Origin of the sequence: Xanthomonas maliensis, from assembly GCF_009192945.1 — a bacterium.
Classification (GTDB): domain Bacteria; phylum Pseudomonadota; class Gammaproteobacteria; order Xanthomonadales; family Xanthomonadaceae; genus Xanthomonas; species Xanthomonas maliensis.
On sequence record NZ_NSET01000050.1, the window covers coordinates 1 to 26,984 of the forward strand.

Consider the following 26,984-nt stretch of genomic DNA (forward strand, 5'->3'; position numbering starts at 1 on the left):
CTCTCACATCGGTCAGCGGGTGTGATTTGCGCAATTGCCGCCGTCGGTCTGCGCATCGGCGCGTTGCAAGGCCCGCCAGCACGCACCATTCCATCCGCGTCTTCAGCTAGCGCGACGGGAGCGGGCATTTTTGCCTACCATATCCGCCGCGAAGGGTGTGTCGTGTCCGATGAAGCAGCAGTGGGCCGCCGGTCTGGCGGGCAGGGGTAGGGCGGGCGCGCCGGGGAAACGTGCAATACGTCGTCATGCGGGGGGACGCTGCGTCTGCCTGCTGCTATGGCTGTGGCCGAGTGTCGCCTTGGCCACGAGCGTGCTGCCGGCACCGTTGCGGGACTACGCGATCGACAGTTGGAGCTCGCGTAACGGCCTGCCGCATAACTCGCTGCGCGACATCGCGCAGACCCCCGACGGCTATCTATGGTTTGCGACCTGGGAAGGGCTGGTTCGCTACAACGGCCTGGAGTTCAACGTCATCGATCGCAGCACGCGTCCTGGCCTTCCGGATAACGGGGTCGGCGCCTTGTACGTGGATCGCGACAGTGCATTGTGGCTCAGCGATGCGCGCGGCAACCTGGTCCGTCACGGCGCCGATGGGCAATGGCAGCATTGGCCGCGGCAGCCCGGCTGGCCGCAGGCCTTGATTCACGCCATGACCATGGATGCGCAGGGGCGCATGTGGCTGCTGTTCGAAGGTCATGGCCTCGGCTGCCTGTCGCCCGACGGTGGTTTCGTCTACTACCCACCACGCGATGGCGTTCCGCTGCAGACCAGTTTTCCGCGAATGACGTTCGACGATGCCGGCCGATTGCTGATCGGTAGCTTCGATGGGTTGATCTATCGCGAGCCGGACGGACGCATGCATCAGGCGCCGGCGGCCTTCGACCTGCCACCAGGGCTGGCCTGGCCCTATCGGGCACCGGACGGCACCTTGTGGGTGGTGGCCGGCGATAGCCTGTATCGCCTGCACGATGATCAGGCGACGCGGGTGTACCGGCTGCCTGGGCAAGGCCACTTCACCGCCTTGTTGCAGGACCGCCATGGTCAATTGTGGCTGGGAAGCGAGAACCAGGGCCTGCTGCGTATCGGGCGCCATGGCATCGAACAGCTACCGCCCGGGCGCGCCTTGCCGACCGGGCGCATCGTCAGCCTGCGCGAGGATGCCGAAGGCAGTATTTGGGTTGGCGCCAACGGCGGTCTGTTCCGCCTGCGCGAAACGCTGTTCAGTCGCTACAGCCAGCGCGACGGACTCAGCGGCGACTACAGTCGCGCCTTGCTGGAGGATCGCGACGGCAGCCTTTGGATTGCCGGCACCGGCGGCCTGGATCGGCTGCTGCCCGATGGCCGGATCGTGGCAGTGCCGGTTGCCACGCCGTCCGGCCGGCGGCTGTCGGTGCTGAGCCTGGCGCAGGACCGCAACGGCGATCTCTGGGTGGGAACCTACGCCGACGGCGTGTTCGTGTTGCGCGATGGCCGGCTCGTGCGCCACTACGGCGAGGCCGACGGTTTGCCTGGTGGACATATCCGCGCCATTGCCATCGATGCCGACGCGGTGGTCTGGCTGGCCACCCAGCGCGGGCTGGTCCGCGTGCGGGATGGGCGTGTGGAGCCGCTCACCGGCGATGGGCTGCCCATCAGCGTGGTGACCGCGTTGGCCTGCATCGACGGCGCGCTGTGGATCGGTTCGGTAGATGGGGCTGCGGTGCTGCGCGACGGGCGCCTGCGACAACTGGACCTGCAGGGACTGGGCGATGGGCGCAGCGTGTTCGGCTTTCAGGCGATCGGCAAGGAGATCTGGATCGCCACCGATCGTGGCCTGTATCGCGATCGCAACGGTGTGTTGGCGCGGGTCGGGCTGGAGCAGGGCATGCCGGTGGATACGGTGTTCCAGCTGGTCGAGGACCACGCGGGCAACGCCTGGATCAGCAGCAACCGCGGCATGCTGCGTGCCGACATGCACCAGTTGGAAGACGTGGCCGATGGACGCACCCGGCTGGCCACCGAGCAATACAACGAGATCGACGGCATGGGCAGTGCGCAGGCCAACGGCAGCTCCGGGCCGAGCCTGATCCGGCGTGCCGACGGATCGATCTGGGTGGTCACCGCCGGCGGCGTCAGCGTGGTCGATCCGCAGCGCCTGCAAGGCTTCCGCCAGCGTCGGCCGCCGCCAGCGCTGATCGAAAGCGTGCAACAGGACGGCAAGCCGCTGCTTTGGCAGCAGCATGCTCGCTTGCCCGGTGGGCATCGGCTCAACGTCTCGTATGTGGGCATGAGCTTCCTGCTGCCCGAACGGATCGAATACCGCACCCGGCTGGATGGCCTGGACCGGTCCTGGACCGAGCGCGGGCGGCAACGCAGTGTCGAATTCATCGGCCTGCCGCCTGGACGCTACCGCTTGCGCGTGGCCGCACGCCACCCCGGCGGCGCCTGGAGTGCACAGCCGGTGGTCTGGGACTTCGAGGTCCTCCCGTTGTGGTGGCAGCGGCAGGATGTCCGTCTTGCCGGAGTGCTGGGCTTGTTGTTCGCGCTGGCACTGTTGTATCGGATCCTGCTGCGCGGCTACCAGGCCCATAACGCACGGCTGGCCGAGCTGGTGCGCAAGCGCACGGCCGATCTGCAACTGCAGGCGCAGCGGCTGCTGCAGGCCAACCAGGAAAAGAGCGAGCTGCTGACCCGGCTGCGGATCAAATCGGACACGTTCGAACGGCAGGCGCACGAGGATGCCTTGACTGGGCTACCCAATCGTCGCCACTTCGACGAGGCGCTGGCGCGCGACCTGAGTCGGGCGCAGCGTAGCGGCCGGCCGTTGGTGCTGGCGATCCTGGACATCGATCATTTCAAGCGCATCAACGACCAACATTCCCACGCCCGTGGCGATGCGGTGCTGCATGAGGTGGGCGCGCTGCTGGCGGCGTCGGCGCGTGCGTCGGATCTGCCGGCACGCCTGGGCGGTGAAGAGTTCGCCCTGCTGCTCAGCGACACCACCCTGGACGAAGCCAAGACGCTATGCCTACGCCTGCGCGACCAGTTTCATGCACGGCGGGACTGGGGCGGCGTGCAGGGATTGCATGTCACCTTCAGCGCCGGCATTGCCGTCGTGCGCGAGGGCGAAACCGGCCCTGCATTGCTGCAACGCGCCGACCACGCGCTTTACGAAGCCAAGAGCGCCGGCCGCGACCGCATCTGCAGCGACGAGTGACCCAAGCTGTTGCTGCGGTGGTCGCAGCCGGGGTGCATGACGTCGTCTGCCAAACGCGACGATGAGCGAGCCGCACGCCAACGCGGGCACGCCACGAGGCGCTTGCCGCAGGCGCGATGAAGAATCAGCGTGCGGTCGGTGCCGGCCAGGCGTTGGCGATGGTGCAGAACAGGCGCGCGGTCTGCTCGGTGTCATAGACCGCGCTATGGGCGTCGGCGCTGTTCCATTCCAGCCCGGCCGCCTGCGCGGCACGCGCCAGCACGGTTTGCCCATAGGCCACGCCGGCCAGGGTCACGGTATCGAACACGCTGAAGGGATGGAACGGGTTGCGCTTGTGGCCGACGCGGGCCACTGCGGCATTGAGGAAATTCAGGTCGAAGTGCGCGTTGTGACCGACCAGGATCGCGCGCTGGCAACCGTACTTCTTCACCGCCGCGCGGACCGGCGCGAACACATGGTCCAGCGCCTCCTTCTCCTGCTTGGCGAAGCGGAACGGGTGATCGAGTTTGATGCCGGTGATTTCCAGCGACTTTGGGTCGATCTCCAGGCCGGGGGCCGGCACCAGGTGCGCACTGGCGGTGTCGCCGGGAAAGAAGCGCCCATCGGCATCCATTTCGATCGGTACGCAGGCGATTTCCAGCAGCGCGTGCCGGTTCCAGTCGAAGCCGCCCGTCTCCACGTCCACCACCACCGGCAGATAGCCACGGAAGCGTCGTGCCATCGGCACCAGGGAAGGGGAGGGTTGCAGGTCGTCCGGGTCGCTCATCCGCATAGCCTAGCAGGTCGAGCTCCTGGGGCCGTTGCGTCCGTGGGTCTCTGCAGCGCTGCGAAGCGTCGCCGGGCCATCGATACGAGGGCGCGCGCCCCCGGGAGGCGGGCGAGCCGTCGTCAGCACCTGCCAACGGGCCGGGCCGCCGCCGTGCGCAGGTGCTGGCGGGGGGGCGTCCATCGTGTCAGCGCGCCTGTGGCCGACATGGAGACCTGCAGTGTATTGGCTCAGCAGCGGGGCCCGGTCAGCGTCTGTCGCGGCCGGACCAACCTCAGGCAGTTCAGATCACGCCGGTGGTGCTGGTGTCGTCGCGCTTGACCCGCGGCGGCAGCGGCTGCTCGCCGTGGACCAGGAACCAGACGTTCTCGGCGATATTGGTGGCGTGATCGCCGATCCGCTCGAGGTTCTTGGCCATGAACAACAGGTGCGTGCATGGGGTGATGTTGCGCGGATCTTCCATCATGTAGGTCAGCAGCTCGCGGAACAGCGCGGTGTATTGCGCGTCCAGGCGGGCATCCTCGTCGCGCACGCGCACGGCTGCGTTGGCGTCCTTGTCGCGGTAAGCCTGCACGGCGTCGCGGACCGATTGCGCCGCCATCTGTCCGAGCGCGCGCAGACCGACCGTCTGCGGCAGCGGCGGCGCGGAATTGAGCGCGATCGAACGCTTGGCGACATTGGCGGCGTAATCGCCGATACGCTCGATGTCGGCCGGAATCCGCAACCCTGCCAGGATCTCGCGCAAGTCGCGCGCCATCGGCCCACGCAGCGCCAGCCGCATCACGTCGTGGCTGATCGCATGCTCGAGCGCGTCGATGGCTTCGTCGTTGACCACGATGCGATGGGCGGCATGATCGTCGCGGCGTTCCACCACATCCAGCGCGGCTTCCAGCTGCGCGACAGCCGTCTCGCCCATGCGCACGATCTCGGCGACGAGACGGTGCTGCTCTTCGTCGTAGCTTTTGACGATATGGTCGTTGGGATGTTGGTTCATGGTGGTCTCGAATGACGGTGGTGGCAGGCGCTGATGCTGCGGGGACGGCGCATGCCGTCGATGCGTGCTGGCGTCAGCTGCGGTGCTGGGACGGCGATAATGGAACGGTCTGCATCAACCGAAACGGCCGGTGATGTAGTCTTCGGTCTGCTGTTTGGATGGCTGGGAGAAGATCGTTTCGGTGCGGTCGTGCTCGATCAGGTCGCCCAGATACATGAAGGCGGTGTAGTCGGACACGCGCGCGGCCTGCTGCATGTTGTGGGTGACGATCACGATGGTGTAATCGCACTTGAGTTCCTCGACCAGTTGCTCGATGCGGCTGGTGGAGATGGGATCCAGCGCCGAGGTCGGCTCGTCGAGCAGCAACACGTCAGGACGGAGCGCAACCGCGCGGGCGATGCACAGCCGCTGCTGCTGGCCGCCGGACAGGCCCAGCGCGCTCTGCCCAAGCTTGTCCTTGACCTCGTCCCACAACGCACCCTGGCGCAAGGCGTGTTCGACGCGATTGGCCATCTCGGCCTTGGACAGCTTTTCGTGGTGGCGGATGCCGTAGGCGACGTTCTCGAAGATGGTCATCGGGAACGGCACCGGCTTCTGGAACACCATGCCCACCTTGCTGCGCAGGCGGTTCATCGGATACTTCGGCGACAGGATGTTCTCGCCATCCAGCAGCACCTCGCCGCGGGCTTCCAGCTTCGGATACAGCGCGTAGATGCGGTTGAAGATCCGCAACAAGGTCGACTTGCCGCAGCCGGACGGGCCGATCAGCGCAGTCACCCGCTTCTCGGGAATCTCCAGGTCGATGCTCTTCAGCGCGTGGTACTTGTCGTAGTAGAAATCGAGCTTGCGGGCGGCGAGCTTGACCGGCGCCTGCGCGGTCGGCGCGCCCTTGGCGGCCGGAACGGCGATGCGTTGCATCGGCGTGGCGTTGTGGAGGTCGTTCATGTCGGGCGTCCGGAAAAAAAGGTCAGTCATGGGAAATCTTGTTGCGCAGGAGCAGGGCGCGTGCGCCCAGGCTCACCAGCAGCACGAACACGGTCAGCACCAGGGCACCGGCCCAGGCCAGCGTCTGCCAGGACTCGTATGGGCTGCCGGCGAACTGATTCATGATCACCGGCACGCTGGCCATTGGCTGGAAGATGTTGCTGTTCCAGTACTGGTTGCCGAACGCGGTGAACAGCAGCGGTGCGGTTTCGCCGCTGATGCGCGCCAGCGCCAGCAGCACGCCGGTGACGATGCCGGCCGAGGCACTGCGGTAGAGCACCTGCACGGTGACCTTCCAGTGCGGGATGCCCAGCGACAGGGCGGCTTCGCGCATCTGCGCCGGCACCAGCCGCAGCATTTCGTCGGTCGTGCGCACCACGACCGGCAGCACGATGAAGGCCAGCGACAACGCACCGGCGAATGCCGAGAAGCGACCGCCGGTCTGCATCACGTACAAGGTGTAGACGAACAGACCGAGCACGATGGACGGTGCCGACAGCAGGATGTCGTTGACGAAGCGCACCACCACGCCCGCCTTGCGCGCATTGCCGTATTCGGCCAGCCAGGTGCCGGCGGCCACCCCGAGCGGGGTGCCGATCAGGATCGCCAGCCCGCACATCACCGCACTGCCGAAGAACGCATTGAGCAGACCGCCTTCCTGCATCGGCGCTGGGGTCATCTTGGTAAACAGATTGAGATCGATGCCGGGCAAGCCCTTGGAGAGCAGCGTCCACAGGATCCAGGCCAGGAAGAACAGCCCGAACAGGGCGGTGACGCACGACAGCAGCAGCGCCACCGCGTTGGTGATGCGGCGCCGGTTGTACAGCGCTTGCGAGACCGAGGACATCAGTTGCCCTCCCGGCGGGCCAGTTGCATCAGCATGAAGCGGGCGATCGCCAATACGATGAAGGTCACGATGAACAACACGAAGCCGAGCAGCAGCAGCGCCGAGCGATAGGTTTCGGTGGCCTCGCCGAAGTCGTTGGCGATCAGTGCGGCGATGGTGGTGCCAGGTTCCAGCAACGACGGCGACAGTCGCACGGTGTTGCCGACCACGAATGCCACCGCCATCGTCTCACCGAGCGCGCGGCCCAGGCCGAGGAATACGCCGCCGATCACCGCCGAGCGCGTATACGGCAGCACGATGTCCCAACTGACTTCCCACTTGGTGGAGCCCAGCGCATAGGCCGATTCCTTCAGCCGCGTCGGTACCGTCAGGAAGACTTCGCGCATCACCGAGGAGATGAAGGGCACCACCATGATCGCCAACACGAAGCCGGCGGTGAGCAGGCCGATGCCCAGCGGTGGACCCTGGAACATCACGCCGATCAGCGGCAAGGTTCCGAGGTGATCATTGAGCCAGGGGGTGACATGCTCGGTCATCACTGGCACCAGTACGAACAGGCCCCACATGCCGTAGATGATCGACGGGATGCCGGCCAGCAGTTCGATCGCGGTGCCGATCGGCCCGCGCAGCCAGCGCGGCGCCACCTCGGTCAGGAAGAAGGCGATACCGAAGCTCACCGGGACCGCGATCAGCATCGCGATCAGGGCGGTGACCAGGGTGCCGTAGATGGGGGCCAGTGCACCGTACTTGTTCTCGACCGGATTCCAGTCGGCCGAGTAGAAAAAGCTCAGGCCCTGGATCTGCAAGGCATGGCGCCCGCCCCACAGCATCGACAAGGCAGCGCTGCCGAGCGCGAGCAGCACGAACACGACCGTCGCGCCCAGGGCCAGGCGGAACAGGCGGTCGGCACGCGCATCGCGCAGGTCGCGACCGCGTGGGGCGGTCATCGCTTCGGGAAGGGCGGTGGCATTCATTCGGTTGGACTCTTCACCCGCGCAACGGCGGGATGAGATAGCAGGAACGGCGAGGGGCCAGAGGCCGCCTCGCCGCAGCGCGATCCGCCACGCAGGCGGGCGCAGGCATTACTTGAACTCGCTGGCCCAGTAGGACTCGATCTGCTTGACCAGCTCCGGCGGCAGCGGCACGTAGTGCAGTTCGTCGGCCTGCTTCTGGCCGTTTTCCAACGCCCACTTGAAGAATGCCAGCGTCGCCTTGCTGCGCGCCGCGTCCTTGGGCTGCTTGTGCATCAGCATGAAGTTGGTCGCGGTGATCGGCCAGGCCTGCGCGCCCGGTGCATTGGTGATCACCAGGTTGAAGTCCTTGGCATTGGCCCAGTCGGCGCTGGCCGCAGCGGCAGCGAAGCTTTCGGCATTGGGCTGCACCCAGTTGCCGGCGGCGTTCTGCAGCGAGGCATACGGCATCTTGTTCTGCAGCGCATAGGCCAGTTCGACGTAGCCGATCGAGCCCTTGATCTGCTGCACGTAGGAGGCCACGCCTTCGTTGCCCTTGCCGCCGACGCCGCCCGGCCACTGGACCGAGGTGCCTTCGCCGACCTTGGTCTTCCACTCCGGGCTGACCTTGGACAGGTAGTTGGAGAAGTTGAAGGTCGTGCCCGAACCATCGGAACGGTGCACCAGGTTGATCTTGCCGGTCGGCAGTGTCACGCCCGGGTTGGCGGCGGCGATGACCGGGTCATTCCAGGTGGTGACCTTGCCGAGGAAGATGTCGGCCAGCAGCGCGCCGGTCAGGCGCAGCTTGCCGGCATCCATGCCTTCCAGATTGACGACCGGGACAACCCCCCCAATTGCCGAAGGGAACTGGCCCAGGCCAGCCTGCTGCAGTTCGGCGCTGTCCAGCGGCTTGTCGGACGAGCCGAAGTCCACCGTCCCGGCCTTGATCTGGGCGATGCCGCCGCCGGAGCCGATCGACTGGTAATTGACCTTGTTGCCGGTGGCCGCGTTGTAGTCGGCCGACCACTTGGACACCAGCGGATAGATGAAGGACGCGCCCGCGCCCGAGATCTCGGCGCTCTTGCTGTCGCCAGCCGCCGTCCCCGGGGTGGCGCCAGCCTGGGGAGCCGCGCCGGATTGCGCGTCCTTGCCGGGCGAACAGGCGGCCAGGGCCAGGGCAATGGTAAGGGACAGGGCGGTCAGACCGGCCGACTGCAGTTTCATGGAGGCTCCAAGCGGGAAGGGGCCGGGGAACCCGGCAGGCGAGGCTATGAAATGATGTTTTTGTTACATGTGCATGACAGTGGCGCCCGGCCACCGCCATCACAAAAAAAGACGCGGACCCATGGGGTCCGCGTCCCGGGTGCCGGCGTCGGGGAGAGAGACGGCGCCGGTCCTGTTGCGTGCGTCAGCGTGGCAGCGTCTTGGCCCAGTACGCGTCGATCTGGCTGACCAGGCTGTCGGGCAGGGGCACATAGTCCAGCTGCTTGGCCTGGGCATCGCCCTTGGCATAGACCCAGCGGAAGAACTCCAGGGTGTTCTCCAGGCCGGCCGCATTCTTGGGCTTCTTCTGCACCAGGATGAAGTTGGTGGCGGTGATCGGCCAGGCGTTCTCGCCAGCCGCATTGGTCATCACCAGGTAGAAGTCCTTGGCGTTGGCCCAGTCGGCGCTGTTGGCGGCTGCGGCAAAGGTTTCGTCGGACGGCTGCACGAACTTGCCGGCGGCATTCTTCATCGCGGTGTAGGCCATCTTGTTCTGCAGCGCGTAGGACAGCTCGACATAGCCGATGCCGCCCTTGATCTGCTTGACGTAAGCGGCCACGCCCTCGTTACCCTTGCCGCCGATACCGACCGGCCACTGCACCGCGGTGCCTTCGCCGACCTTGCCCTTCCAGTCGCTGTTGACCTTGGACAGGTAGTTGGTGAAGTTGAAGCTGGTGCCCGAGCCATCGGAGCGATGCACCACGGTGATCTTGCCCTCGGGCAGCTTGAGGCCGGGATTGAGCGCGGCGATCGCCGGCGCGTTCCAGGTGGTGACCTTGCCCAGGAAGATGTCGCCCAGCACCTGGCCGTCCAGCTTGAGGGTGCCGGCTGCGATGCCCGGCACATTGACCACCGGCACCACGCCGCCGATCACCGAGGGAAACTGGGCCAGGCCGGCGGCAGCGAGTTCTTCCGGCTTCAGCGGTGCATCGGAGGAGCCGAAGTCCACGCTGGCGGCCTTGATCTGCGCGATGCCGCCACCGGAGCCGATCGACTGATAATTGACCTGCTTGCCGGTCGCCGCGTGGTAATCGGCCGACCACTTGGACATGACCGGATAGATGAACGAGGCGCCAGCGCCGGTGACATCGGCGGCCTGCGCGCACAACGCCAGCGAGGCGGCGAGGGCGCCGGCAACCAGGCGGGAAGGAAGAGAACGGATCACGGAAGCTCCTTGTGGCTAGGGATGAAGGCGACCCGCAGCCTCGCCATTGCAAAGCAGGCGGATGACACTGCGGTGTCGCCGGGATGACATGGGGATGACGCATGCCGAGCCGGCCCTCTGCACCAGGCAGGGGGCCGGTAGGGGCATGGCTGGCTGCGACGAGGCTTACCAGTAGAACTGCGCGCGCGCTTCCAGGATCGACGGGTTGTCGTCGACCAGTCGACGGGTGGTGGCGCTGTAACGGCTGCTGTCGACCTTGGCGTAGTCCAGCGCGAACTTGAAGTTGGAGCGCCAGTACCAGTTGACGCCGGCCGTCCAGATATTCATCTTGCCGCCCAGCACGCCATCCACGAACGGCGTGTTGCTGCCATTGGAAACCACATGGCCGTCGTTGAGGTCGAGCGTGTCGTAGCGCACCGCCAGCTGCCACATGCCCGAAGCCGGGGCGTTCGGCAGCGGCGTGGTCGGCACACCCGCCTTGTAGCCCCAGGTTTCGCCGGTGATGTTCCACACGCCGCTGACGTACCAGCCGTCGCTGGTGTAGTCAGGGCCAGCGTTGTTGGTGCGCGTGGCGTTCTCCTGGAAGTACTCGGCCTGCAGCTTGAACGGTCCGGTGACCCACATCGCTTCGGCACCGGCCACGCCGACCCGGTCCACATTGGCGACGGCGCCGCTGTCGATCAGACGAACCGTGGTCAGGTCCGCATCCGGCCGCGAGCGCAGACGCAGGATGTCGCCGTCGGCGGTGTAGTTCAGGTAGCTCAGGCCGAAGTGGAGGATATTGCCGGCCTGGTTGATCGGTGCCCAGGTGCCGCGCGCGCCATAGCCATGGCCAGCGGCCAGGTTGCGCGTCAGCTCGCGGCCGAAGGCGCTGGCGGTCACGCTCCAGTTGTCGTCGCCCATTCCGTACGCCACGCCGAGCCGGCGCGAAATGCCGTAGGTGTTGGTCACCGAGGCCTTGGAGACGAAATCGTTGTTCTTGGTGCTCGACAGCTCTTCCAGGCTGTTGGGCTGCTTGAACTGGCCGATCTGCAAGTAGTTGTTGGCGTTGCCGCCGAACTTGTACTTGACGTTGGTATCCAGGAACCGGCCGGTGCTGTTGATGGTGGTGCCCTTGATGGTCACCTGCTTCAGAACGCTCGGATCGTAGCCCAGTACCCACTCGACGTTGCCTGGTCCCTTGCCCTTGAGCACCAGCTCGGCGCGGCGGATGCTGAACTCGGAGTTGTCGCCATTCGCACCGATCGCGCCATTGAGATCCTGCACATCGTTGTGGAACCAGTTGCCGTCTGCCTGGACCAGGCCTTCGAGCGAGACTTCCGAGCCAGCGATGGCATCGATGGCGATTTCGGCGTGCGCAGCCGGAGCGGCCAAGGCCAGTGCCAAGGCGCTGTAGAGCAGGGTAGGCGAGCGTTTCATGGAAACCTTGCGGCAGTGGGAAAGTGCGCGCAGGCTAGGGTGTGAAGATGGCGTTAATGTGACAATTCGCAAAAATGCAACATTTAAATTTTTGCCAATAAAGACAATGATTTAATCGTATTTAAACCTTGTCATTGTGTGTCATGACTATGAACAAGTTTGGTGCGGAGTCGCCTATGACATTGCGTGCCATTCGTTGCTCGCACCCTGATGGTGCGTGGCGACCTGAACCCAGCCCTGTGCACTCGTGCCGAGAGTCACCACTTGTGCGACGCACCACTTGCGCATGGGCGCGCGGACTTGTTAGTTTCGAACCATGTTTCCGCGATTTCTCCAACTGCTGCTGGTCTGCCTGCTCACGCTCACCGCGTGGTCGGCAGCCAGCGCGCACGTCCGCGTGTTCGACGCGGGCGCGAGCGAAAGCCTGTTGGCGATGGCGGATAGCGGCGATGAGCGCGATCTCGCCGACGATCAGCTGGACGACGGGGAAGGCCAATCGCAGGTCGATACCCATCCGGTTGACGACATTGCCTTGCCCTCCCAGGCCTGGCCAGTCCTCGCGCGCTACACGCCCTCTTGGTATGCGCATCACGCGCCGGCAACTCAGAAACGCGACCTGATCCCGCAACTGCGTCCTCCAAACGCACTGCGCGCCTGATCCCCGCTGTCGCTGTACCCGATGCCACGCATCGGATTTCCTGACTTGTTCGTTTTCTTTTGCGTCCGTGTCGTTCGACACGGAGGCCATTCGTTGCCTAGAGGAATCTCCCATGGAAAGTTTGCTGAAAGGTTTTCGCCATTTCCGTAAAGAAGTGTATCCGCGCGAAAGCGCCCGCTTTCAGGAATTGGCTGCCGGGCAAAGCCCGCACACGCTGTTCATCACCTGCGCCGACTCGCGCGTCATGCCGGAGCTGATCTTCTCGGCGAAGCCTGGTGAACTGTTCGTCTACCGCAATATCGGCAATGTGGTGCCGCCGTATTCGCAACACGTCAGTGGCGTGGTCGCGGCGATCGAGTACGCGGTTGCGGTGTTGGGCGTGCGTCATATCGTGGTCTGTGGCCACTCCGATTGCGGTGCGATGAAGGCCGTACTCAAGCCCGAGTCGCTGGACGATGTACCTTCGGTGGCGGCGTGGCTCAAGCACACCGACGCGGCGCGGCATGTCACCACGCATCATGGCCATGATCCGCAGAGCCAGGAGGCCTTGACCTGCATGACCGAGGAGAACGTGGTCTCGCAGCTGGATCATCTGCGTACGCAGCCGGTGGTGGCTGCGCGTCTGGCGGCGGGCACGCTGCGTATCCATGGCTGGATCTACGACATCGCCCACGGCGAGATCCGCGCCTTCGATGCCGAGAAGGGCGGCTTCCGTCCGTTGCTTGGCGAGACGACCCCCGAGGCAACCCCGCGTCCGCGACTGCAGCAGGCAGTGCGGGCAGAACTGGCCTGACGGAGCACAGTCATGAACGCACCAGGTATCGGCGGTTATTTCCGCCAGGGACTGTTCGGCCGTGATTTGCTCGCGTCGGTCGTGGTCTTTCTTGTCGCTCTTCCGTTGTGCATGGGAATCGCGATCGCATCGGGCATGCCGCCCGCCGCAGGCCTGATCACCGGCATCATCGGTGGTCTGGTGGTCGGCTTTCTGGCGGGGTCGCCGCTGCAGGTGAGTGGCCCGGCCGCCGGCCTGGCTGTGTTGGTGTTCGAACTGGTCCGTGAGCATGGCGTTGCCGCGCTCGGGCCGGTCGTTCTGCTGGCAGGCGTGATCCAGCTGGTGGCCGGCCTGTGCCGTGTCGGGGTCTGGTTCCGCATGACCTCGCCGGCGGTGGTGGCGGGCATGCTCTCGGGCATTGGCATCCTGATCGTTGCCTCGCAGTCGCACGTGCTGATGGATGCGGCGCCGAAGGCGCGCGGTCTGGAGAACTTCGCCGCGTTGCCTGCCACATTGTGGCGGGCGATTGGCGAGGGCGTCGGCTTGTCGGCGCTGTTGGTCGGCCTGGCGACGATCGCGATCATCGTGGCGTGGGAAAAGCTGCGCCCTTCGGCGCTGCGTTTCCTGCCGGGCGCGCTGATCGCGGTGGTCGCGGTGACTGCGTTCGTGCAAGTGCAGGGCATCGCCGTCAATAAGGTCGACGTGCCCGCCAACCTGTTCTCTGCGGTCACCATCCCGAGCGTGTCGGATATCTTCGGCGTGTTCAACGCGACCTTGCTGGTGTCGGCGATCACGTTCGCCTTCATTGCCAGCGCCGAGACGCTTTTGTCGGCGGCGGCGGTGGATCGCATGCATCAGGGCGCACGGACCCAGTACGATCGCGAGCTGGCTGCACAGGGTGTGGGCAATATGCTGTGCGGCTTCCTGGGCGCACTGCCGATGACCGGCGTGATCGTGCGCAGTTCTGCCAACGTGCAGTCCGGTGCGGCCACCCGCATGTCCACGGTGATGCATGGCACCTGGTTGCTGGTGTTCGCGCTGCTGCTGCCGTGGCTGCTGCGGATGACGCCGGTCGCCTGTCTGGCCGGTATCCTGGTCTACACCGGTGTGAAGATGATCAAGTTCGGGCAGGTCAAGGAGCTGGCGACGTATGGGCGTGGCACCGCGGCGATCTACGTCGCTACCACGCTCGCGATCGTGGCAACCGATCTGCTGACCGGTGTGCTGATCGGCTTCGGTCTATCGCTGTTCCGGTTGGCGCTGCACTCGGCGCGTCTGAAGGTCCACGTGCGCGAGCACGCCGACAAGAAGGACGAGATGCACCTCACCCTGCAGGGCTCTGCCACGTTCCTCAAGGTGCCGGCGATGGCGCGGACGCTGGAGAGCGTGCCGCCCAACACCGCATTGCATCTGGATGTGGCCAAGTTGCACCACGTCGACCATGCCTGCATCGAACTGCTACGGGATTGGAGCCGCAACGCCGCCTCGCGCGGCTGCGAATTGGTGGTGGATTGGGACGAACTGGAGCGGCGTGTCGAAGGGCAGCCGACGGTAGAAAGCGCGGCGCTCGAAGTGCCGCGCAAGGCGGCGTAGACTCGTTGCAAGCGCCCGGCGTCCGCGCCGGGCGACTTCTGTCGTGACCGGGTGATGCATGGCGCCGCAAAGACGCATCGCCCGGTCACGATTTCTCTGTCTTCCCTCGCTCTGGCAACGCCGGCTTATTCGCCTGGCAAGGTCTTGTCGCGGTAGCGGCACAGATCGTGGATCACGCAGCCTGGGCAATCCGGCTTGCGCGCCTTGCAGACATAACGCCCATGCAGGATCAGCCAATGGTGTGCATCCTGCAGGAATTCGGCTGGCACGACCTTCATCAGGCGATCTTCCACCGCCCGGACGTCCTTGCCAGGGGCTAGCCCGGTGCGATTGGCGACGCGGAAGATATGCGTATCCACCGCCATGGTGGGTTGACCGAAGGCGGTGTTGAGCACGACGTTGGCAGTCTTGCGGCCGACCCCGGGCAGTGCTTCCAGTGCTGCGCGATCGGCGGGCACTTCGCCGCCGTACTGCTCCAGCAGGATGCGGCAGGTGGCGATGACGTTCTTGGCCTTGGCGTTGAACAGGCCGATCGTCGAGATATACCGCTTGAGACCGTCCTCGCCCAGATCCAGGATCGCCTGCGGTGTGTTGGCGACGGGATATAAGCGTCGGGTGGCCTTGTTCACGCCCACGTCGGTAGCCTGGGCCGACAGCACCACCGCGATCAGTAATTCGAACGGCGTGCGGTATTCCAGCTCGGTGGTCGGATGCGGGTTGAGTTCGCGCAAGCGCTCGAAGACTTCCTCCACTTCGGCACTGCGCAGCACGCTGCCGCGTCGCGCGCGGGGTGTGGCGGTAGGTGTGCCTTTCACGCGCCGGCGCCTCGATTGGCCTTGGCCTTGGCGCGCGCCAGCGCTGCCAGTGCCAGCGGTGGCAGTGCAGGGGTGTCGGTTGCGCGTGCCGTGGCGGACGGGAGTCGGCGGGCGTCGCGCTCGGCGGCGCGTCGTTGCAAGCGGGCCGCGCGTGCCCGATAGCGATCGCGTGCTGCCCAGGCGGCGTGCAATCGTTGCTGCGCCGCCAGCAATTGCGCGCTCAGCGACGGCTGGCTGGCAGTGAGCCGGTCATCGTCGGGCGTGGGTCGATACTCCATCAGGCCCAGCGCCAATGCGCCATCCAGATCATCGGCCAGGACCCGTGCGAGCAATTGCAGCGGCAGCGGCGTGTCGTGAACGTACATCATCGCGATCAACGGTTGTGGAACTGGGCAGGCCGCTTGTCGAGGAACGCGCGCGTGCCTTCCCGCATGTCGTCGGTGGCAAACAGCAGGGCGAACTGTGCGGTTTCCAACTGCAGGCCTTCTTCCATCGCGCATTCGCCGCCGAACACGATGGCATCGAGGATGCCGCGCAGGGCCAGCGGGGCAGCGGTGGCTAGTTGCTCGGCCCAGGCCAGGGTTTCAGCCTGCAATGCATCCGCTTCGACCACGCGATTGATCAGGCCTAGCGACTGCGCGCGCGCCGCTTCGATCGGCTTGCCGAGCAGGCATAGCTCCAATGCGGCGGCCCGGCCGGTCAGGCGCAGCAAGCGCTGGGTACCGCCAAAGCCGGGAATCAGCCCGAGATTGATCTCCGGTTGGCCCAGGCGCGCGTTTGCCGCGGCGATCCGCAGATGGCAGGCCATCGCCAATTCCAGGCCGCCGCCGAGCGCGAAGCCGTTGATCATGGCGATCACCGGCTTGGGCATACGCTCGATCCGCCGCATCAACTGCTGGCCGAGCAGGGAGAACGCCCGCCCGTCCATCGCCGACAGTCTGCTCAGCTCGGCGATGTCGGCACCGGCGACGAATGCCTTGGGGCCGGCACCGGTGAGGATCACGACCCGGACCTGGGCATCGTCGGCGGCGTCGGCGAATGCCGCATCCAGCGCCTGCATGGTCTCCCGGTTGAGTGCGTTCAGCTTGTCGGGGCGGTTGACGGTGATGGTCCGGATGCCGGCCTGGTCGGCGACAAGGATGACGGGAGAGGACATCGCGTTTCCTGTTGAAGTAAAAAAAAAGTAAACACGGAACTTCCGCAAGCCTTGCAGGTCCTAGCTTTCGTGCTCAGTAGCGGTTCCGTATCGCGGCCGCTATCCTAGCGCGTCATCTCAGGCGGCAGCCCCGTCCTGTGCCACCACCCTGGAGAAATGTTTGATGAAGTTGCGTTCTATCGCGGTCGCCGTGGCGGCCCTGGCCCTGACGGGCAATGCACTGGCCCAGGACACGACGTCCGAGAAGGGCAAGTTGAGCTACTACTTCGGTTACGACTACGGCAATAACCTTGCCGAGCTCACCGGCCGCGGCGAGCAGCTGGACATCAACTCGGTGGTGAAGGGTCTGCAGGACGCCTACGCCAAGAAGCAGCCGGCGATCACCGCCGACCAGCTCAAGCCGGCGGTCGAGGCTTTCCAGAAGCGTGAGCAGGCCCGTGCCCAGCAGGCCAAGGCGCAGTACGACAAGGTCGCTGCCGAGAACAAGACCAAGAGCGATCAGTTCCTGGCCAAGAACAAGGCCGCTGCCGGCGTGCAGACCCTACCCAGCGGCGTGCAGTACCGCGTGATCGAAGCCGGCAAGGGCGCCAAGCCGACCCAGGCCAGCACCGTGCAGCTCGAAGTGGCCGGTCCGTTCCCGTACGGCGACCGTGGCCAGGCGCGTCCGGCGCAGCAGATCCCGGCGATCAAGGTCAGCGAGGTCGAGATGCAGGCCATGCGCGAAACCCTGATGCAGATGCCGGCCGGCTCGAAGTGGGAAGTGACGCTGCCGCCGGAGAAGGCCTACGGCGCCGATCCGCGTACGCCGTTCCCGCCGAACGTGGCCGTGCAGTTTGAGATCAAGCTCGTCAGCGTCAAGTAATTCGCTGTTGGATGCAGTACCGACGACGCCGACCGAGAGGTCGGCGTCGTTGTTTTGAATGGGGATGCAGTGCCGTGAGCGATGCGACGAAGGACAAGGAGCGCGCACCGCGCGCGCTGCTCAGTCCCTGTATCGGTGTATGTTCTCTGGACGCGCAGGGCCGCTGTATCGGCTGCCTGCGAACCATGGACGAGATTGCACGTTGGACGCGCATGACTGACCGCGAACGCCAGGACCATCTCGAGCAGTTGCTTCCATCACGTGCGCTGGCGCGGCGATTGGCCGAATACGCGGCGCTGACGCGCGCGTTGTATCCGCTGCATGCGGTCCCGTCCGGGCCGGGCTGGAATCACGGCGAACTGGTCGATCTGACCCCTGTCGGTCCTTCGGCCGAGGCGGCCGTGCTGGTCGGCCTGCTGCCGCGCACGGATGCGACGACGGTGCTGCTGACCCGCCGCACCGACAGCCTGCGTCATCACGCCGGACAGGTCAGTTTTCCCGGTGGGCGGATCGAGCCGTCCGATCATGATGTCGCCACTGCTGCATTGCGCGAGAGCTGCGAAGAGATCGCGCTGGGCGCCGACCAGGTGCAGGTGATGGGCTATCTGGACCCCTTCCTGACCGTGAGCGGGTTCCGCGTCACGCCGGTGGTCGCAGCGATCGACCCGGCCTTCGTGCCGGTGCCGCAACCGAGCGAGGTCGCCGAGGTGTTCGAGGTGCCGTTAGCCTATTTGATGGATCCAGACAACCTGCGCAGCGTGGAAATCCTCTACCGGGAACGGCCGCGGCGGGTACTCGAATACGCCTGGCCAAGGCACCGGATCTGGGGCGCCACTGCCGCCATCTTGTTGAATCTTCGTCGTCGCCTGGAGCAGGTTGCATGAGTGCAGACCCCGAGTGGACCACGCTGGTCGATACCACCCAGCTCGCTGCCGCCCTGCGGCACCCGCGGCTGCGGCTGCTGGACGCACGCGCAGCGCCGCCGACCGCGCCCGATCCCGATGCGGCCCGGCAGGCCTATGCGCAGGCGCATCTGCCGGGTGCACCGCATGCGGATCTGGAGGCGGATCTGTCCGACTTGTCGCGTCCGGGCGAGGGCCGCCATCCGCTGCCTGATAGCGCGGCCTTCGCGCGCCGCCTGGGCGCGTGGGGAATCGCAGCGGACAGCCAGGTGGTCGTCTACGACGCCGGCGATGGCAGCATGGCGGCTGCGCGCGCCTGGTGGATGCTGCGTCTGATGGGGCATCGCCGGGTGGCAGTGCTCGACGGTGGCCTGGCCGCCTGGCGCGCCGCCGGCCTGCCGGAAACGGCGCAGGTGCCGGCACCGGTGCCGACGGCCGACTATCCGGGACGCTTCGATCCGCAGGCGGTGGTGCAGGCCGAAGAAATCCTGGCGCGGCTGGGGCAGGCGCCGGGGTGGCTGCTCGATGCGCGTGCCGCCGAACGCTTCCGTGGCGAGGTCGAGCCGATCGATCCGGTCGCCGGACATGTGCCTGGTGCAGTCAATCGTCCGTTGGGCTTGAACCTGCAGGACGGGCGCTTCAAGTCGGCCGCGCAACTGCGCGCCGAACTGGGGGCCTTGCTGGGCCCGCACCGGCCCGAGCAGGCGGTGGTGATGTGCGGGTCCGGGGTCACTGCCTGCCATCTGTTGCTGGCGCTGGAAGTGGCCGGCCTGTCCGGCGCGCGTGTCTACGCCGGGTCATGGAGTGGCTGGTTGCAGGAGTCCGATCGTCCAGTTGCGACCGCTACGGGACAAATGCAGGCACAATAGCGACAGGATGGGTTGCCTGTGGGGACGCAGGCTCGCTGCGCGGAGCGCAGTTCCTCGCGGGTGCTGGGTGTGCGCATGCGGTTGCCGTTGCAGATGGGGGTGGGCTGCCTCGCAGTCCTGTGGCTGGCCGGCTGTTCGGCCGATTCGAAGTCGTCGATCGCGCAGGCGCAGACGCAGGCATCTTCCGCAGACGAGCCCACCGGTTCCTACCAGGCCCAACTCAGCCAGGCCCGTGCCGCGCATGTGGCCGCGTTGCGTGCGCCCGACGGCTGGTTGAGCGTGACCGGCTCCGGACGCCTGAAGCCTGGTCAGTATCGGCTGGGCGCGGACACGCGAAACGACATCGTGTTGCCGGCAGGTCCGGCTGAGCTGGGACGACTGACCCTGCAGCCCGATGGCCAGGCGCGCTTCCAGGTCAGTGGTGGGGCCGCGGTCACGCTGGATGGACAGCCGGTGCAGACCGCGCTGCTGCGACCAGAACAGGCCGGTCAGGGCGGCAGTCGCCTGCAAGTGGGGGAGCGCCAGTTCTATCTGGTGCGCACCGGTGCCCTCTGGGGTTGGCGCTTCCGCGACCCACAGGCGGCGAAGTCGGTGCAATTTCACGGGTTCGAGTATTTCCCGGTGGATCAGCGCTGGCGTGTGCAGGCGCAGTGGCACCCCTACGACACTCCGGAGCAATTGACCTTGCTGACGTCGATCGGCACGCCATTGACCTTGACGGTTCCCGGAGAGGCGGAGTTCGTCCGTGATGGCCACCGCTATCGCCTGCGACCGGTGATCGACCCGACCACCCGGCAGCTGTTCTTCCTGTTCACCGATCGTACCAGCGGCAAGGAGAGCTATGGCGGTGCGCGGTATCTGTATGCCGGCCCGCCGCGCGACGGGCATCTGCTGCTGGATTTCAACCTGGCCGAGAACCCGCCTTGTGCGGTGAGCCGCCATCTGGTGTGTCCGATCGCGCCGCCGGAAAACCGGCTCGATGTGCCGGTGCGCGCCGGCGAGAAGACCTATGTCGCGCTGGCGCACTGAGCAACGCTCAGCGCGGACTATGCGACCACCTCACCGCCTGTTCGATCTGCTCCCACGGGAACAGCGGGCCGGGATCGAGTTTGCGGCGGATCTTGCGTGCGGGATCGTCGCTGGCCGCTTCTTGCGTGGTGTCCAGGGCCTGGTGGCCAGCGATTCGGCGGATCGTCGGCAGCGTGTGCTGCAGCCATTGCAGCAAGCCGATCAGCGCGTTGATCTGCGCCGGCGCATAGGGTTCGTCCATCTGCTGGAAGCGTGAGTCCAGCCAATGCGGATAGCGTCCGCGGTTGACCAGTTCGATGCCCAGCGAGTGCGGGTTGTGCCCACGCACGTGGTGGGCGACGCGGTCCAGTGCGACGTATTGCTGGATGCTGCCATTGCGATCGATGTAGTAATGCCCGCTGTTGCCGGTACCGCTGTCGTAGAGCACGCGTTCGCCGTATTCGCGCGCCATCGCCATGTCGGGCAGTTCGGTGCAGTGGATCACCACCAGGTCGATGTCCGCGAGCGCGCGTCTGGCCAGACGCGATTCGTAGGGCAGCGGCGCGTAGGTGATCGGCGGCGACGGCAGGACGGCATCGGACATGGAGCGGATGCTAGCATTGCGCGATGGCTTTGAATCCCGACAGCCCGCTGGGCAAATTGATGGCGACGCTGCCGCAACAGGGGCAGTTGACCTGGATCGGCGTGCGTCCGGCGCGCGATGTGGCGATGCAGCAGGTCGATGCCGCGCAGGCGACCGCTGGCGCCGGCCTGACCGGCGACCGGTATCGCGGCGGCAGCGGTAAGCGTGGCGTCACCTTGATCCAGGCCGAACATCTGCCGGCTATCGCGGCGCTGTCCGGTCATGCCGTGGTCGCACCGGCATTGCTGCGGCGCAACCTGGTCGTGACCGGCATTCCGCTGATCGCGTTGAAGGGGCGCCGCTTCCGGATCGGCGAGGTCGAACTGGAAGGCACCGAACCCTGCGATCCGTGTTCGCGCATGGAGGACGCCCTGGGTGCGGGTGGCTACAACGCCATGCGCGGTCATGGCGGGCTGTGCGCGCGCATCCTGCGCGGCGGCGTGCTGCGGCTGGGCGATCCGGTGCAGGCGCTATGAGCCGCGGACATTGCATTCTGGTGCACGGTTTCGAGAGCGGGCCTGAGGCGTTGAAGGTCACCGCGCTGGCAGCGGTGGCCGAGCGGTTGGGCTGGACCCACGAACGACCGGATTTCACCGACCTGGACGCGCGGCGCGACCTCAGCCCGCTGGGCGATGTGCAGGGACGGCAGCAGCGATTGCTCGAGATCGCGCGTGCGGCCGCAGGCAGGGGCCCGTTGGTGCTGGCAGGGTCCAGTCTCGGTTCCTATATCGCCGCGCAGGTGTCATTGCACGTGCCCACGCGTGCGCTGTTCCTGATGGTGCCGCCGACCAGGCTGGGACCATTGCCAGCGCTGGATGCCGCGGCGGTGCCAATCTCCATCGTGCATGCCTGGCGGGACGAACTGATTCCCGCCGCCGAGGTCATCGCCTGGGCACAGGCGCGTGCAGCGCGCCTGCTGCTGGTCGACGACGCGCATCAGCTGGCAGCGCATGTGGAAACGGTGGCGCAGGCGTTTGCCGACTTGCTGCAGCTGCTGTGATGCGAGTGGGCCGCTGAGCGCATGGACATTTTGATCCGCGAGGCCGGCGAAAGTGATGCGCAGGCGATCGAGCTGCTGACCCTGGTCGCTTTCCTGCGCGAGCCGCAGCGCGGTCATGACGCGCATGCGGTGATCGCGGCCTTGCGGGAGGATGCGGCGCTGACGCTGTCGCTGGTGGCCGACCACGAGGGCTACGTGGTCGGCCATCTGGCGGTGTCGCCGGTGTCCTTGTCGGACAACGCGTCCGGCTGGTATGCGTTGGGCCCGTTGGCAGTGGGGCCAGGGCATCGACGCCAGGGCCTTGGCACGCGGCTGGTGCAGGCGGCGCTGGCCACCTTGCGGCAGTCCGGCGCGGCCGGCTGCGTGGTGCTGGGCGCGCCCGGACTGTTTCGCCCACTGGGCTTTGCCGTCGAACCGGGACTCACGCTGGCCGCGGAGTCCGACGAGCCGTTGTTGGCGCAGGCCTTCGGCGATCGCTTGCTGCCGTTGGCCGAGGTGAGCTATCACCCGGCATTCGGCCTGGACTGAGCGCGCCACTGCAAGCCGTGCGCTTGCGCGGACCTGGCTCGCCAAGGCAGCGCAACGGCAGCGTGTTTCGGTTCGTTTGACCGGCGTTGGCATCGCTCTGGGCGTGGCCGTGCGGCAATCCGCTCGGCGAGGATGGGACGTACAGCGTGATCGATGCTCGCCAAGGTGGACCATGGAAGACAATGCGCTGCCCGCAGGCGCGTCCGCGCCTCGCGGTCAGCTGATTTCCCATTCGCCGGATCCGCCGCCGCAGGACGAGGCCTTGCTGCGATCGGTGCGCTCGCGGCTGATCGCGGCCCATGCCGACGCGCCCGCGCAGCTGGATGTCCTGCTTTGCCAGGTCGATGCGCTGTGGACGTTCGAATTCGGCCGGTTCCTGCTACGCAATCGCGGCTTGAATGCGGACTGGGCGCATCAGATCGTGACCTATCGACCGGGGACGTTGACGCCGGCGTCGACGCCCGCGTTGCAGTACGCCTTGTTCGAGCGCTTGCCGTCGATGCTGGCGACCCGCGAGCGGTTCGGCATCTTTCGCCGGCAGCTGCAGCGACTGTTGCGTCCCGGCCTGACCCTGGCCTCGATCCCATGTGGCTATATGAGCGAACTGCTGACGCTGGACTACCGGCATTGCCCGGACGTCCGGCTGCTGGGCAGCGATCTCGATCCGCAGGCATTGGAGGGCGCGCGTGCACTGGCGCAGCAACATGGCCTGGAGCGACAGGTCGCGTTGCAACTGGCGGACGCCTGGGCGCCGGGTGAGCCCGATAGCGTGGATGTGTTGACCAGCAATGGCTTGAACATCTACGAGCCAGACGATGCGCGGGTGGTGGCGCTGTATCGGGCCTTCTTCGCGCGGCTGCGGCCAGCCGGCATGCTGGTGACCAGCTGTCTGACGCCATCGCCGGCGCAGTCTGCGCAATCGCCCTGGAAGTTGGCGGCAATCGATGCCTGCGCCGCGCATCTGCAGGCACAGCTGTTCAGAGAGGTCATCCAGACCCACATCAACGTCCGAACCCCGGCGCATACCCGCGCACAGCTCGAACGTGCCGGATTCGTCGACGTGCGGGTGATCGAAGACAGCGCCGGCATCTTCCCGACGTTCATCGCCTCCAAGCCAGGGCCTGGATGACGTCGGGGCCGGGCGGGTGGCGTTGGTTGCGCACGCAGGGCGTGGAGGTACCGGACCCACGGTCTGGGCAAGGCGGTCCCGAGGTAAGCCGTAGCGCTCTAGACGCCTTGGGCGGCTCCGGGTCCCCGACCGGTCCGGGATGGTGGAGCGCTCGCCGCCGCGCGGGTCACTGCGCAGACCATGCCCCGGGCTGGTAAAGCCGTGCGCAATGGCCGACCATTTGCACCCGCCCGCGGCGGCCGTGGCAGCCTTCTGCAGTGCCGGCCGCCCTTCCTGTCTTGCGGTCCGCGTCCGGCGCGGTCACTGCCTCCATTGATACCTGTCGACGTGAAATTTTTCGCATCCTGCGCCAAGGGCCTGGAATACCTGCTGGCCGACGAACTGCTCGCGCTGGGCGCCCGTACGGCCACCGCCACCATCGCCGGCGTCAATGTCGAGGGTGACCTGGTGCACGCACAGCGTGCGGTGCTGTGGTCGCGCCTGGCCAGCCGGGTGGTGTGGCCGTTGAGCGAGTTCGACTGCCCCGATGAGGACGCGCTGTACGCAGGTGTGGCCGCATTGCCGTGGGCGGAACACCTGGCCAGCGGACAGACCCTGGCAGTGGATGCGCACGTGTCCGGTACCGTCATCACCCACGCCCGCTACGCCGCCCAGCGCATCAAGGACGCGGTGGTCGACAGCATGCGTCAGCACGGGCTGGAACGGCCGTCGGTGGACCTGGAGCGGCCGGACCTACGGCTGAACCTGTCGCTGCGCAAGGGCCGCGCGACGCTGTCGGTGGACCTGGGCGGCGGCCCGCTGCACCGACGTGGCTGGCGGATGGCGCAGAACGAAGCGCCCTTGAAGGAAAACCTGGCCGCAGCGGTCTTGCTGCGAGCCGGTTGGCCGCGTGCCTACGCCGATGGGGGCGGTTTGCTCGATCCGATGTGCGGCAGCGGCACCTTGTTGATCGAAGGCGCGCTGATGGCGGCCGACGTCGCGCCGGGCTTGCAGCGCTACGGCAGCGATCTTCCCAGCCGGTGGCGTGGATTCGATCGCGACGCTTGGCAGAGGCTGGTCGCCGAGGCGCGTGAGCGCGAGCGCGCCGGCCGGGCGGCGCTCGCCCAGGTGATCCATGGCAGCGACATGGATCCGCACGCAATCCGTGCCGCCAAGGAGAATGCGCAGGTGGCCGGCGTGGCCGAAGCGATCTGGTTCGGCGTGCGCGAGGTCGGCGACCTGCAAGCGCCGCCACAGGCCGACGGCGTGGTGGTCTGCAACCCGCCGTACGACGAACGCTTGGCCGCCGATGCGGCGCTGTATCGCCGCCTGGGCGATGCCTTGCAGCGCAGCGTGCCGCAATGGCGCGCCAGCCTGCTATGCGGCAACGCCGAGCTGGCGTATGCCACCGGACTGCGGGCGGGCAAGAAGTATCAGCTGTTCAATGGCGCGATCGAATGTGCGTTGATCGTCTGCGACCCCATCGCCGTGGCGCGACGCGAGCCGCTGGCCGCACCCACTGCGCTCAGCGAGGGGGCGCAGATGGTGGCCAATCGCCTGCGCAAGAATCTGCAAAAGCTCAAGAAGTGGCGCGCCCGCGAGGGCATCGCGTGCTTCCGCGCCTACGATGCGGACCTGCCCGAATATGCTGCCGCGATCGATGTCTACCAGCAGGCCGACGCCGAGCGTCAGCTGTTCCTGCATGTGCAGGAATATGCGGCCCCGGCCAGCATTCCGGAGGCCGATGTGCGGCGTCGGCGCAACGAGCTGCTGGCGGCTGCCCGCGCCGTGTTCGAGGTGCCGGGCGAGCAGGTGGCGTTGAAGTCGCGCGAGCGCGGCAAGGGCGGCAGCAAGTACGGCCGAATGGAGCAGCGCAATGCGTTTATCCATGTGCGTGAGCATGGCGCGCTGTTGCGGGTGAATCTGTTCGATTACCTGGATACCGGACTGTTCCTGGACCACCGCCCGCTGCGCGGGATGATGGCCGCCCAGGCCAAGGGCCGTCGGTTCCTCAACCTGTTCTGTTACACCGGTGTCGCCAGCGTGCAGGCAGCGGTGGCCGGTGCAGCCGCCACCACCAGCGTGGACCTGTCGGCGACCTACTTGCAGTGGTGTGCCGACAACCTGGCGTTGAACGGCCACAGCGGCAAGCGGCATACCCTGGTGCAGGCCGATGCGCTGGCCTGGCTGGAGGCCGAGCGCGCGCAGTACGACGTGGTGTTCTGCGACCCGCCGACATTTTCCAACTCCGCGCGCGCAGAGGATTTCGATATCCAGCGCGAGCACGTGCGCGTGTTGCGCGCCGCGGTCGCGCGGCTGGCACCTGGCGGTGTGCTGTACTTCTCCAACAATTTCCGGCGTTTCAAGCTGGACGAGGCGGCGGTCGCCGAGTTCGCCCAATGCGAGGAGATCAGTCCACGCACCATCGATCCGGACTTCGAACGCAATGCACGCATCCACCGCGCCTGGCGCCTGAACCGCTGAGCCAGGCAGTGCCGAGCGCAAGCAGGCACGGCGCGCTTGCCCGCCGCGTCGCGACCAACGTGGCGGCGAACGACGATCGCAGCACGGGCGTACCGACAAGTCGGTCATGGTGCTGCGGTATGCTGATTCGCATGTCCTGGAGTCACCGATGACCGCAACGCCCCGCATCGCCTTTCTGGCCAGCCCCGCCGAGACCGCGGTGGCGGCACGCGCCCAGCTGGTAGAGCGCTATGGCGACCACCCGCTGGACAGCGCCGAGATCGTCTGCGCGCTGGGCGGCGATGGTTTCATGTTGCAGACCCTGCATCGCCACGGCGCCGCCGACAAGCCAGTGTTCGGCATGAAGCTGGGCTCGGTGGGGTTTCTGATGAACCAGCACCGCCCCGACGAGGACTTGCTGGCACGACTGCAGCGGGCCGAGCCGGCCCATCTGCGGCCGCTGGAAATGTTGGTGCAGACCGAGTCCGGAACGAGTGCCGGTTCGCTCGCGTACAACGAGGTCTCGTTGCTGCGCCAGACCCGCCAGGCGGCGCACCTGAGCGTGGACCTCAATGGGCAAACCCGGATCGCCGAGTTGATCGGCGACGGGGTGATGGTGGCCACGCCGGCCGGCAGCACCGCCTACAACTATTCGGCGCATGGGCCGATCCTGCCGTTGGGCTCGCATACCCTGGCGCTGACGCCGATCGCGCCGTATCGGCCGCGACGCTGGCGCGGCGCCATCCTCAAGGCCGATACCGAGGTGTGCTTTCGCGTGCTGGATCCATACAAGCGGCCGGTCAGCGTGACGGCCGATTCGCACGAGATCCGCGATGTGGTGGAGGTGACCATCCGCGAGTCGCGCGAGCGCCGGGTCACCCTGCTGTTCGACCCGGAGCACAACCTGGAAGAGCGCATCTTCAGCGAACAGTTCGCGGTCTAGCGGACAGGAGTATTTCGTCGATGTGCTCCCGGTGGCGCGCGTGGGGCCGTCACTGGCTGTCCCCGCTCAGCCCGGCCTGT

The 26,984-nt window shown here is 66.4% G+C and carries 26 protein-coding genes; 14 read left to right on the forward strand and 12 right to left on the reverse strand.

Features of this window, described 5'->3' with window-relative positions; genetic code table 11:
• The first annotated feature begins 169 nt into the window (after positions 1–169).
• On the forward strand, positions 170–3,196 hold the full coding sequence (locus CKY51_RS15575; RefSeq protein ID WP_081641322.1) for a ligand-binding sensor domain-containing diguanylate cyclase: 3,027 nt from the start codon (positions 170–172) through the stop codon (positions 3,194–3,196).
• Positions 3,197–3,320: 124 nt separating this feature from the next.
• On the opposite strand, the gene rnt is transcribed toward CKY51_RS15575, so the two are convergent.
• From rnt to CKY51_RS15615, 8 genes are all read right to left on the reverse strand, one after another.
• On the reverse strand, positions 3,321–3,968 hold the full coding sequence (rnt, locus tag CKY51_RS15580; protein ID WP_152249481.1) for a ribonuclease T: 648 nt from the start codon (positions 3,966–3,968) through the stop codon (positions 3,321–3,323).
• Between the two features lie 277 nt (positions 3,969–4,245).
• Entirely contained in the window at positions 4,246–4,956 is a 711-nt protein-coding gene (phoU, locus tag CKY51_RS15585; RefSeq protein WP_022971106.1) for a phosphate signaling complex protein PhoU, read from the reverse strand.
• A gap of 114 nt (positions 4,957–5,070) precedes the next feature.
• Positions 5,071–5,901: a phosphate ABC transporter ATP-binding protein PstB gene (gene pstB / locus CKY51_RS15590; RefSeq protein WP_022971105.1), complete on the reverse strand. Its 831-nt coding sequence runs from the start codon at positions 5,899–5,901 to the stop codon at positions 5,071–5,073.
• Positions 5,902–5,923: 22 nt separating this feature from the next.
• A complete protein-coding gene (gene pstA, locus CKY51_RS15595) occupies positions 5,924–6,787 on the reverse strand; it encodes a phosphate ABC transporter permease PstA (protein WP_022971104.1) in 864 nt (287 codons plus the stop codon).
• On the reverse strand, positions 6,787–7,761 hold the full coding sequence (pstC, locus tag CKY51_RS15600; RefSeq protein WP_022971103.1) for a phosphate ABC transporter permease subunit PstC: 975 nt from the start codon (positions 7,759–7,761) through the stop codon (positions 6,787–6,789). Before pstC ends, pstA begins: the two co-directional genes overlap by 1 nt.
• A gap of 108 nt (positions 7,762–7,869) precedes the next feature.
• Positions 7,870–8,961, reverse strand: a complete 1,092-nt coding sequence (gene pstS, locus CKY51_RS15605) for a phosphate ABC transporter substrate-binding protein PstS (protein WP_022971102.1) — start codon at positions 8,959–8,961, stop codon at positions 7,870–7,872.
• A gap of 184 nt (positions 8,962–9,145) precedes the next feature.
• Positions 9,146–10,165: a phosphate ABC transporter substrate-binding protein PstS gene (gene pstS, locus CKY51_RS15610; RefSeq protein WP_031338680.1), complete on the reverse strand. Its 1,020-nt coding sequence runs from the start codon at positions 10,163–10,165 to the stop codon at positions 9,146–9,148.
• 165 nt (positions 10,166–10,330) lie between these two features.
• The gene (locus tag CKY51_RS15615) at positions 10,331–11,584 is read right to left on the reverse strand and encodes an OprO/OprP family phosphate-selective porin (protein ID WP_022971100.1); all 1,254 of its coding nucleotides are present in this window, start codon (positions 11,582–11,584) and stop codon (positions 10,331–10,333) included.
• A gap of 337 nt (positions 11,585–11,921) precedes the next feature.
• On the opposite strand from CKY51_RS15615, the gene CKY51_RS15620 reads away from it, so the two are divergent.
• The 3 genes from CKY51_RS15620 to CKY51_RS15630 all read left to right on the forward strand — a co-directional run bounded on the left by CKY51_RS15620 (position 11,922) and on the right by CKY51_RS15630 (position 14,607).
• Entirely contained in the window at positions 11,922–12,242 is a 321-nt protein-coding gene (locus CKY51_RS15620) for a hypothetical protein (RefSeq protein WP_031338678.1), read from the forward strand.
• 112 nt (positions 12,243–12,354) lie between these two features.
• The gene (locus CKY51_RS15625; RefSeq protein ID WP_022971098.1) at positions 12,355–13,035 is read left to right on the forward strand and encodes a carbonic anhydrase; all 681 of its coding nucleotides are present in this window, start codon (positions 12,355–12,357) and stop codon (positions 13,033–13,035) included.
• Between the two features lie 12 nt (positions 13,036–13,047).
• Positions 13,048–14,607: a SulP family inorganic anion transporter gene (locus CKY51_RS15630; protein WP_022971097.1), complete on the forward strand. Its 1,560-nt coding sequence runs from the start codon at positions 13,048–13,050 to the stop codon at positions 14,605–14,607.
• A 125-nt stretch (positions 14,608–14,732) separates the two neighbouring features.
• Here CKY51_RS15630 and nth read toward each other — a convergent pair whose 3' ends face one another.
• The 3 genes from nth to CKY51_RS15645 are packed head-to-tail and all read right to left on the reverse strand — an operon-like array spanning position 14,733 to position 16,578.
• Entirely contained in the window at positions 14,733–15,422 is a 690-nt protein-coding gene (gene nth, locus CKY51_RS15635; RefSeq protein ID WP_152249482.1) for an endonuclease III, read from the reverse strand.
• Positions 15,419–15,790 (reverse strand): hypothetical protein, encoded by a 372-nt coding sequence (locus tag CKY51_RS15640; protein WP_038219512.1) that lies wholly within the window; start codon positions 15,788–15,790, stop codon positions 15,419–15,421. The genes nth and CKY51_RS15640 overlap by 4 nt, the downstream gene beginning before the upstream one ends.
• A gap of 5 nt (positions 15,791–15,795) precedes the next feature.
• The gene (locus tag CKY51_RS15645; RefSeq protein ID WP_031338675.1) at positions 15,796–16,578 is read right to left on the reverse strand and encodes an enoyl-CoA hydratase/isomerase family protein; all 783 of its coding nucleotides are present in this window, start codon (positions 16,576–16,578) and stop codon (positions 15,796–15,798) included.
• Between the two features lie 163 nt (positions 16,579–16,741).
• Between CKY51_RS15645 and CKY51_RS15650 the strand changes: the two genes are divergently transcribed.
• The 4 genes from CKY51_RS15650 to CKY51_RS15665 all read left to right on the forward strand — a co-directional run bounded on the left by CKY51_RS15650 (position 16,742) and on the right by CKY51_RS15665 (position 20,240).
• Complete coding sequence (locus CKY51_RS15650) at positions 16,742–17,440, forward strand: FKBP-type peptidyl-prolyl cis-trans isomerase N-terminal domain-containing protein (RefSeq protein ID WP_152249483.1); 699 nt, start codon at positions 16,742–16,744, stop codon at positions 17,438–17,440.
• 74 nt (positions 17,441–17,514) lie between these two features.
• Complete coding sequence (locus CKY51_RS15655) at positions 17,515–18,324, forward strand: CoA pyrophosphatase (RefSeq protein ID WP_022971092.1); 810 nt, start codon at positions 17,515–17,517, stop codon at positions 18,322–18,324.
• Positions 18,321–19,211: a sulfurtransferase gene (locus CKY51_RS15660; RefSeq protein ID WP_022971091.1), complete on the forward strand. Its 891-nt coding sequence runs from the start codon at positions 18,321–18,323 to the stop codon at positions 19,209–19,211. The genes CKY51_RS15655 and CKY51_RS15660 overlap by 4 nt, the downstream gene beginning before the upstream one ends.
• Before the next feature lie 75 nt (positions 19,212–19,286).
• Positions 19,287–20,240 carry a DUF1684 domain-containing protein gene (locus CKY51_RS15665; protein ID WP_031338672.1) on the forward strand — a complete coding sequence of 318 codons (954 nt, stop codon included), beginning with the start codon at positions 19,287–19,289 and terminating at the stop codon, positions 20,238–20,240.
• Between the two features lie 7 nt (positions 20,241–20,247).
• Here CKY51_RS15665 and CKY51_RS15670 read toward each other — a convergent pair whose 3' ends face one another.
• On the reverse strand, positions 20,248–20,823 hold the full coding sequence (locus CKY51_RS15670) for an N-acetylmuramoyl-L-alanine amidase (protein WP_022971089.1): 576 nt from the start codon (positions 20,821–20,823) through the stop codon (positions 20,248–20,250).
• A gap of 23 nt (positions 20,824–20,846) precedes the next feature.
• Between CKY51_RS15670 and CKY51_RS15675 the strand changes: the two genes are divergently transcribed.
• From CKY51_RS15675 to CKY51_RS15700, 6 genes are all read left to right on the forward strand, one after another.
• On the forward strand, positions 20,847–21,338 hold the full coding sequence (locus CKY51_RS15675; RefSeq protein ID WP_022971088.1) for an MOSC domain-containing protein: 492 nt from the start codon (positions 20,847–20,849) through the stop codon (positions 21,336–21,338).
• The gene (locus CKY51_RS15680) at positions 21,335–21,862 is read left to right on the forward strand and encodes an alpha/beta hydrolase (protein WP_022971087.1); all 528 of its coding nucleotides are present in this window, start codon (positions 21,335–21,337) and stop codon (positions 21,860–21,862) included. Before CKY51_RS15675 ends, CKY51_RS15680 begins: the two co-directional genes overlap by 4 nt.
• Positions 21,863–21,883: 21 nt before the next feature.
• Entirely contained in the window at positions 21,884–22,390 is a 507-nt protein-coding gene (locus CKY51_RS15685) for a GNAT family N-acetyltransferase (protein ID WP_022971086.1), read from the forward strand.
• A gap of 172 nt (positions 22,391–22,562) precedes the next feature.
• Entirely contained in the window at positions 22,563–23,519 is a 957-nt protein-coding gene (locus CKY51_RS15690) for a class I SAM-dependent methyltransferase (RefSeq protein ID WP_022971085.1), read from the forward strand.
• A gap of 327 nt (positions 23,520–23,846) precedes the next feature.
• Positions 23,847–25,982 (forward strand): bifunctional 23S rRNA (guanine(2069)-N(7))-methyltransferase RlmK/23S rRNA (guanine(2445)-N(2))-methyltransferase RlmL, encoded by a 2,136-nt coding sequence (gene rlmKL / locus CKY51_RS15695; RefSeq protein ID WP_022971084.1) that lies wholly within the window; start codon positions 23,847–23,849, stop codon positions 25,980–25,982.
• Positions 25,983–26,130: 148 nt separating this feature from the next.
• Positions 26,131–26,904, forward strand: coding sequence for an NAD kinase (locus tag CKY51_RS15700; RefSeq protein WP_031338670.1), 774 nt, complete (start codon positions 26,131–26,133; stop codon positions 26,902–26,904).
• Positions 26,905–26,984: the final 80 nt, after the last annotated feature.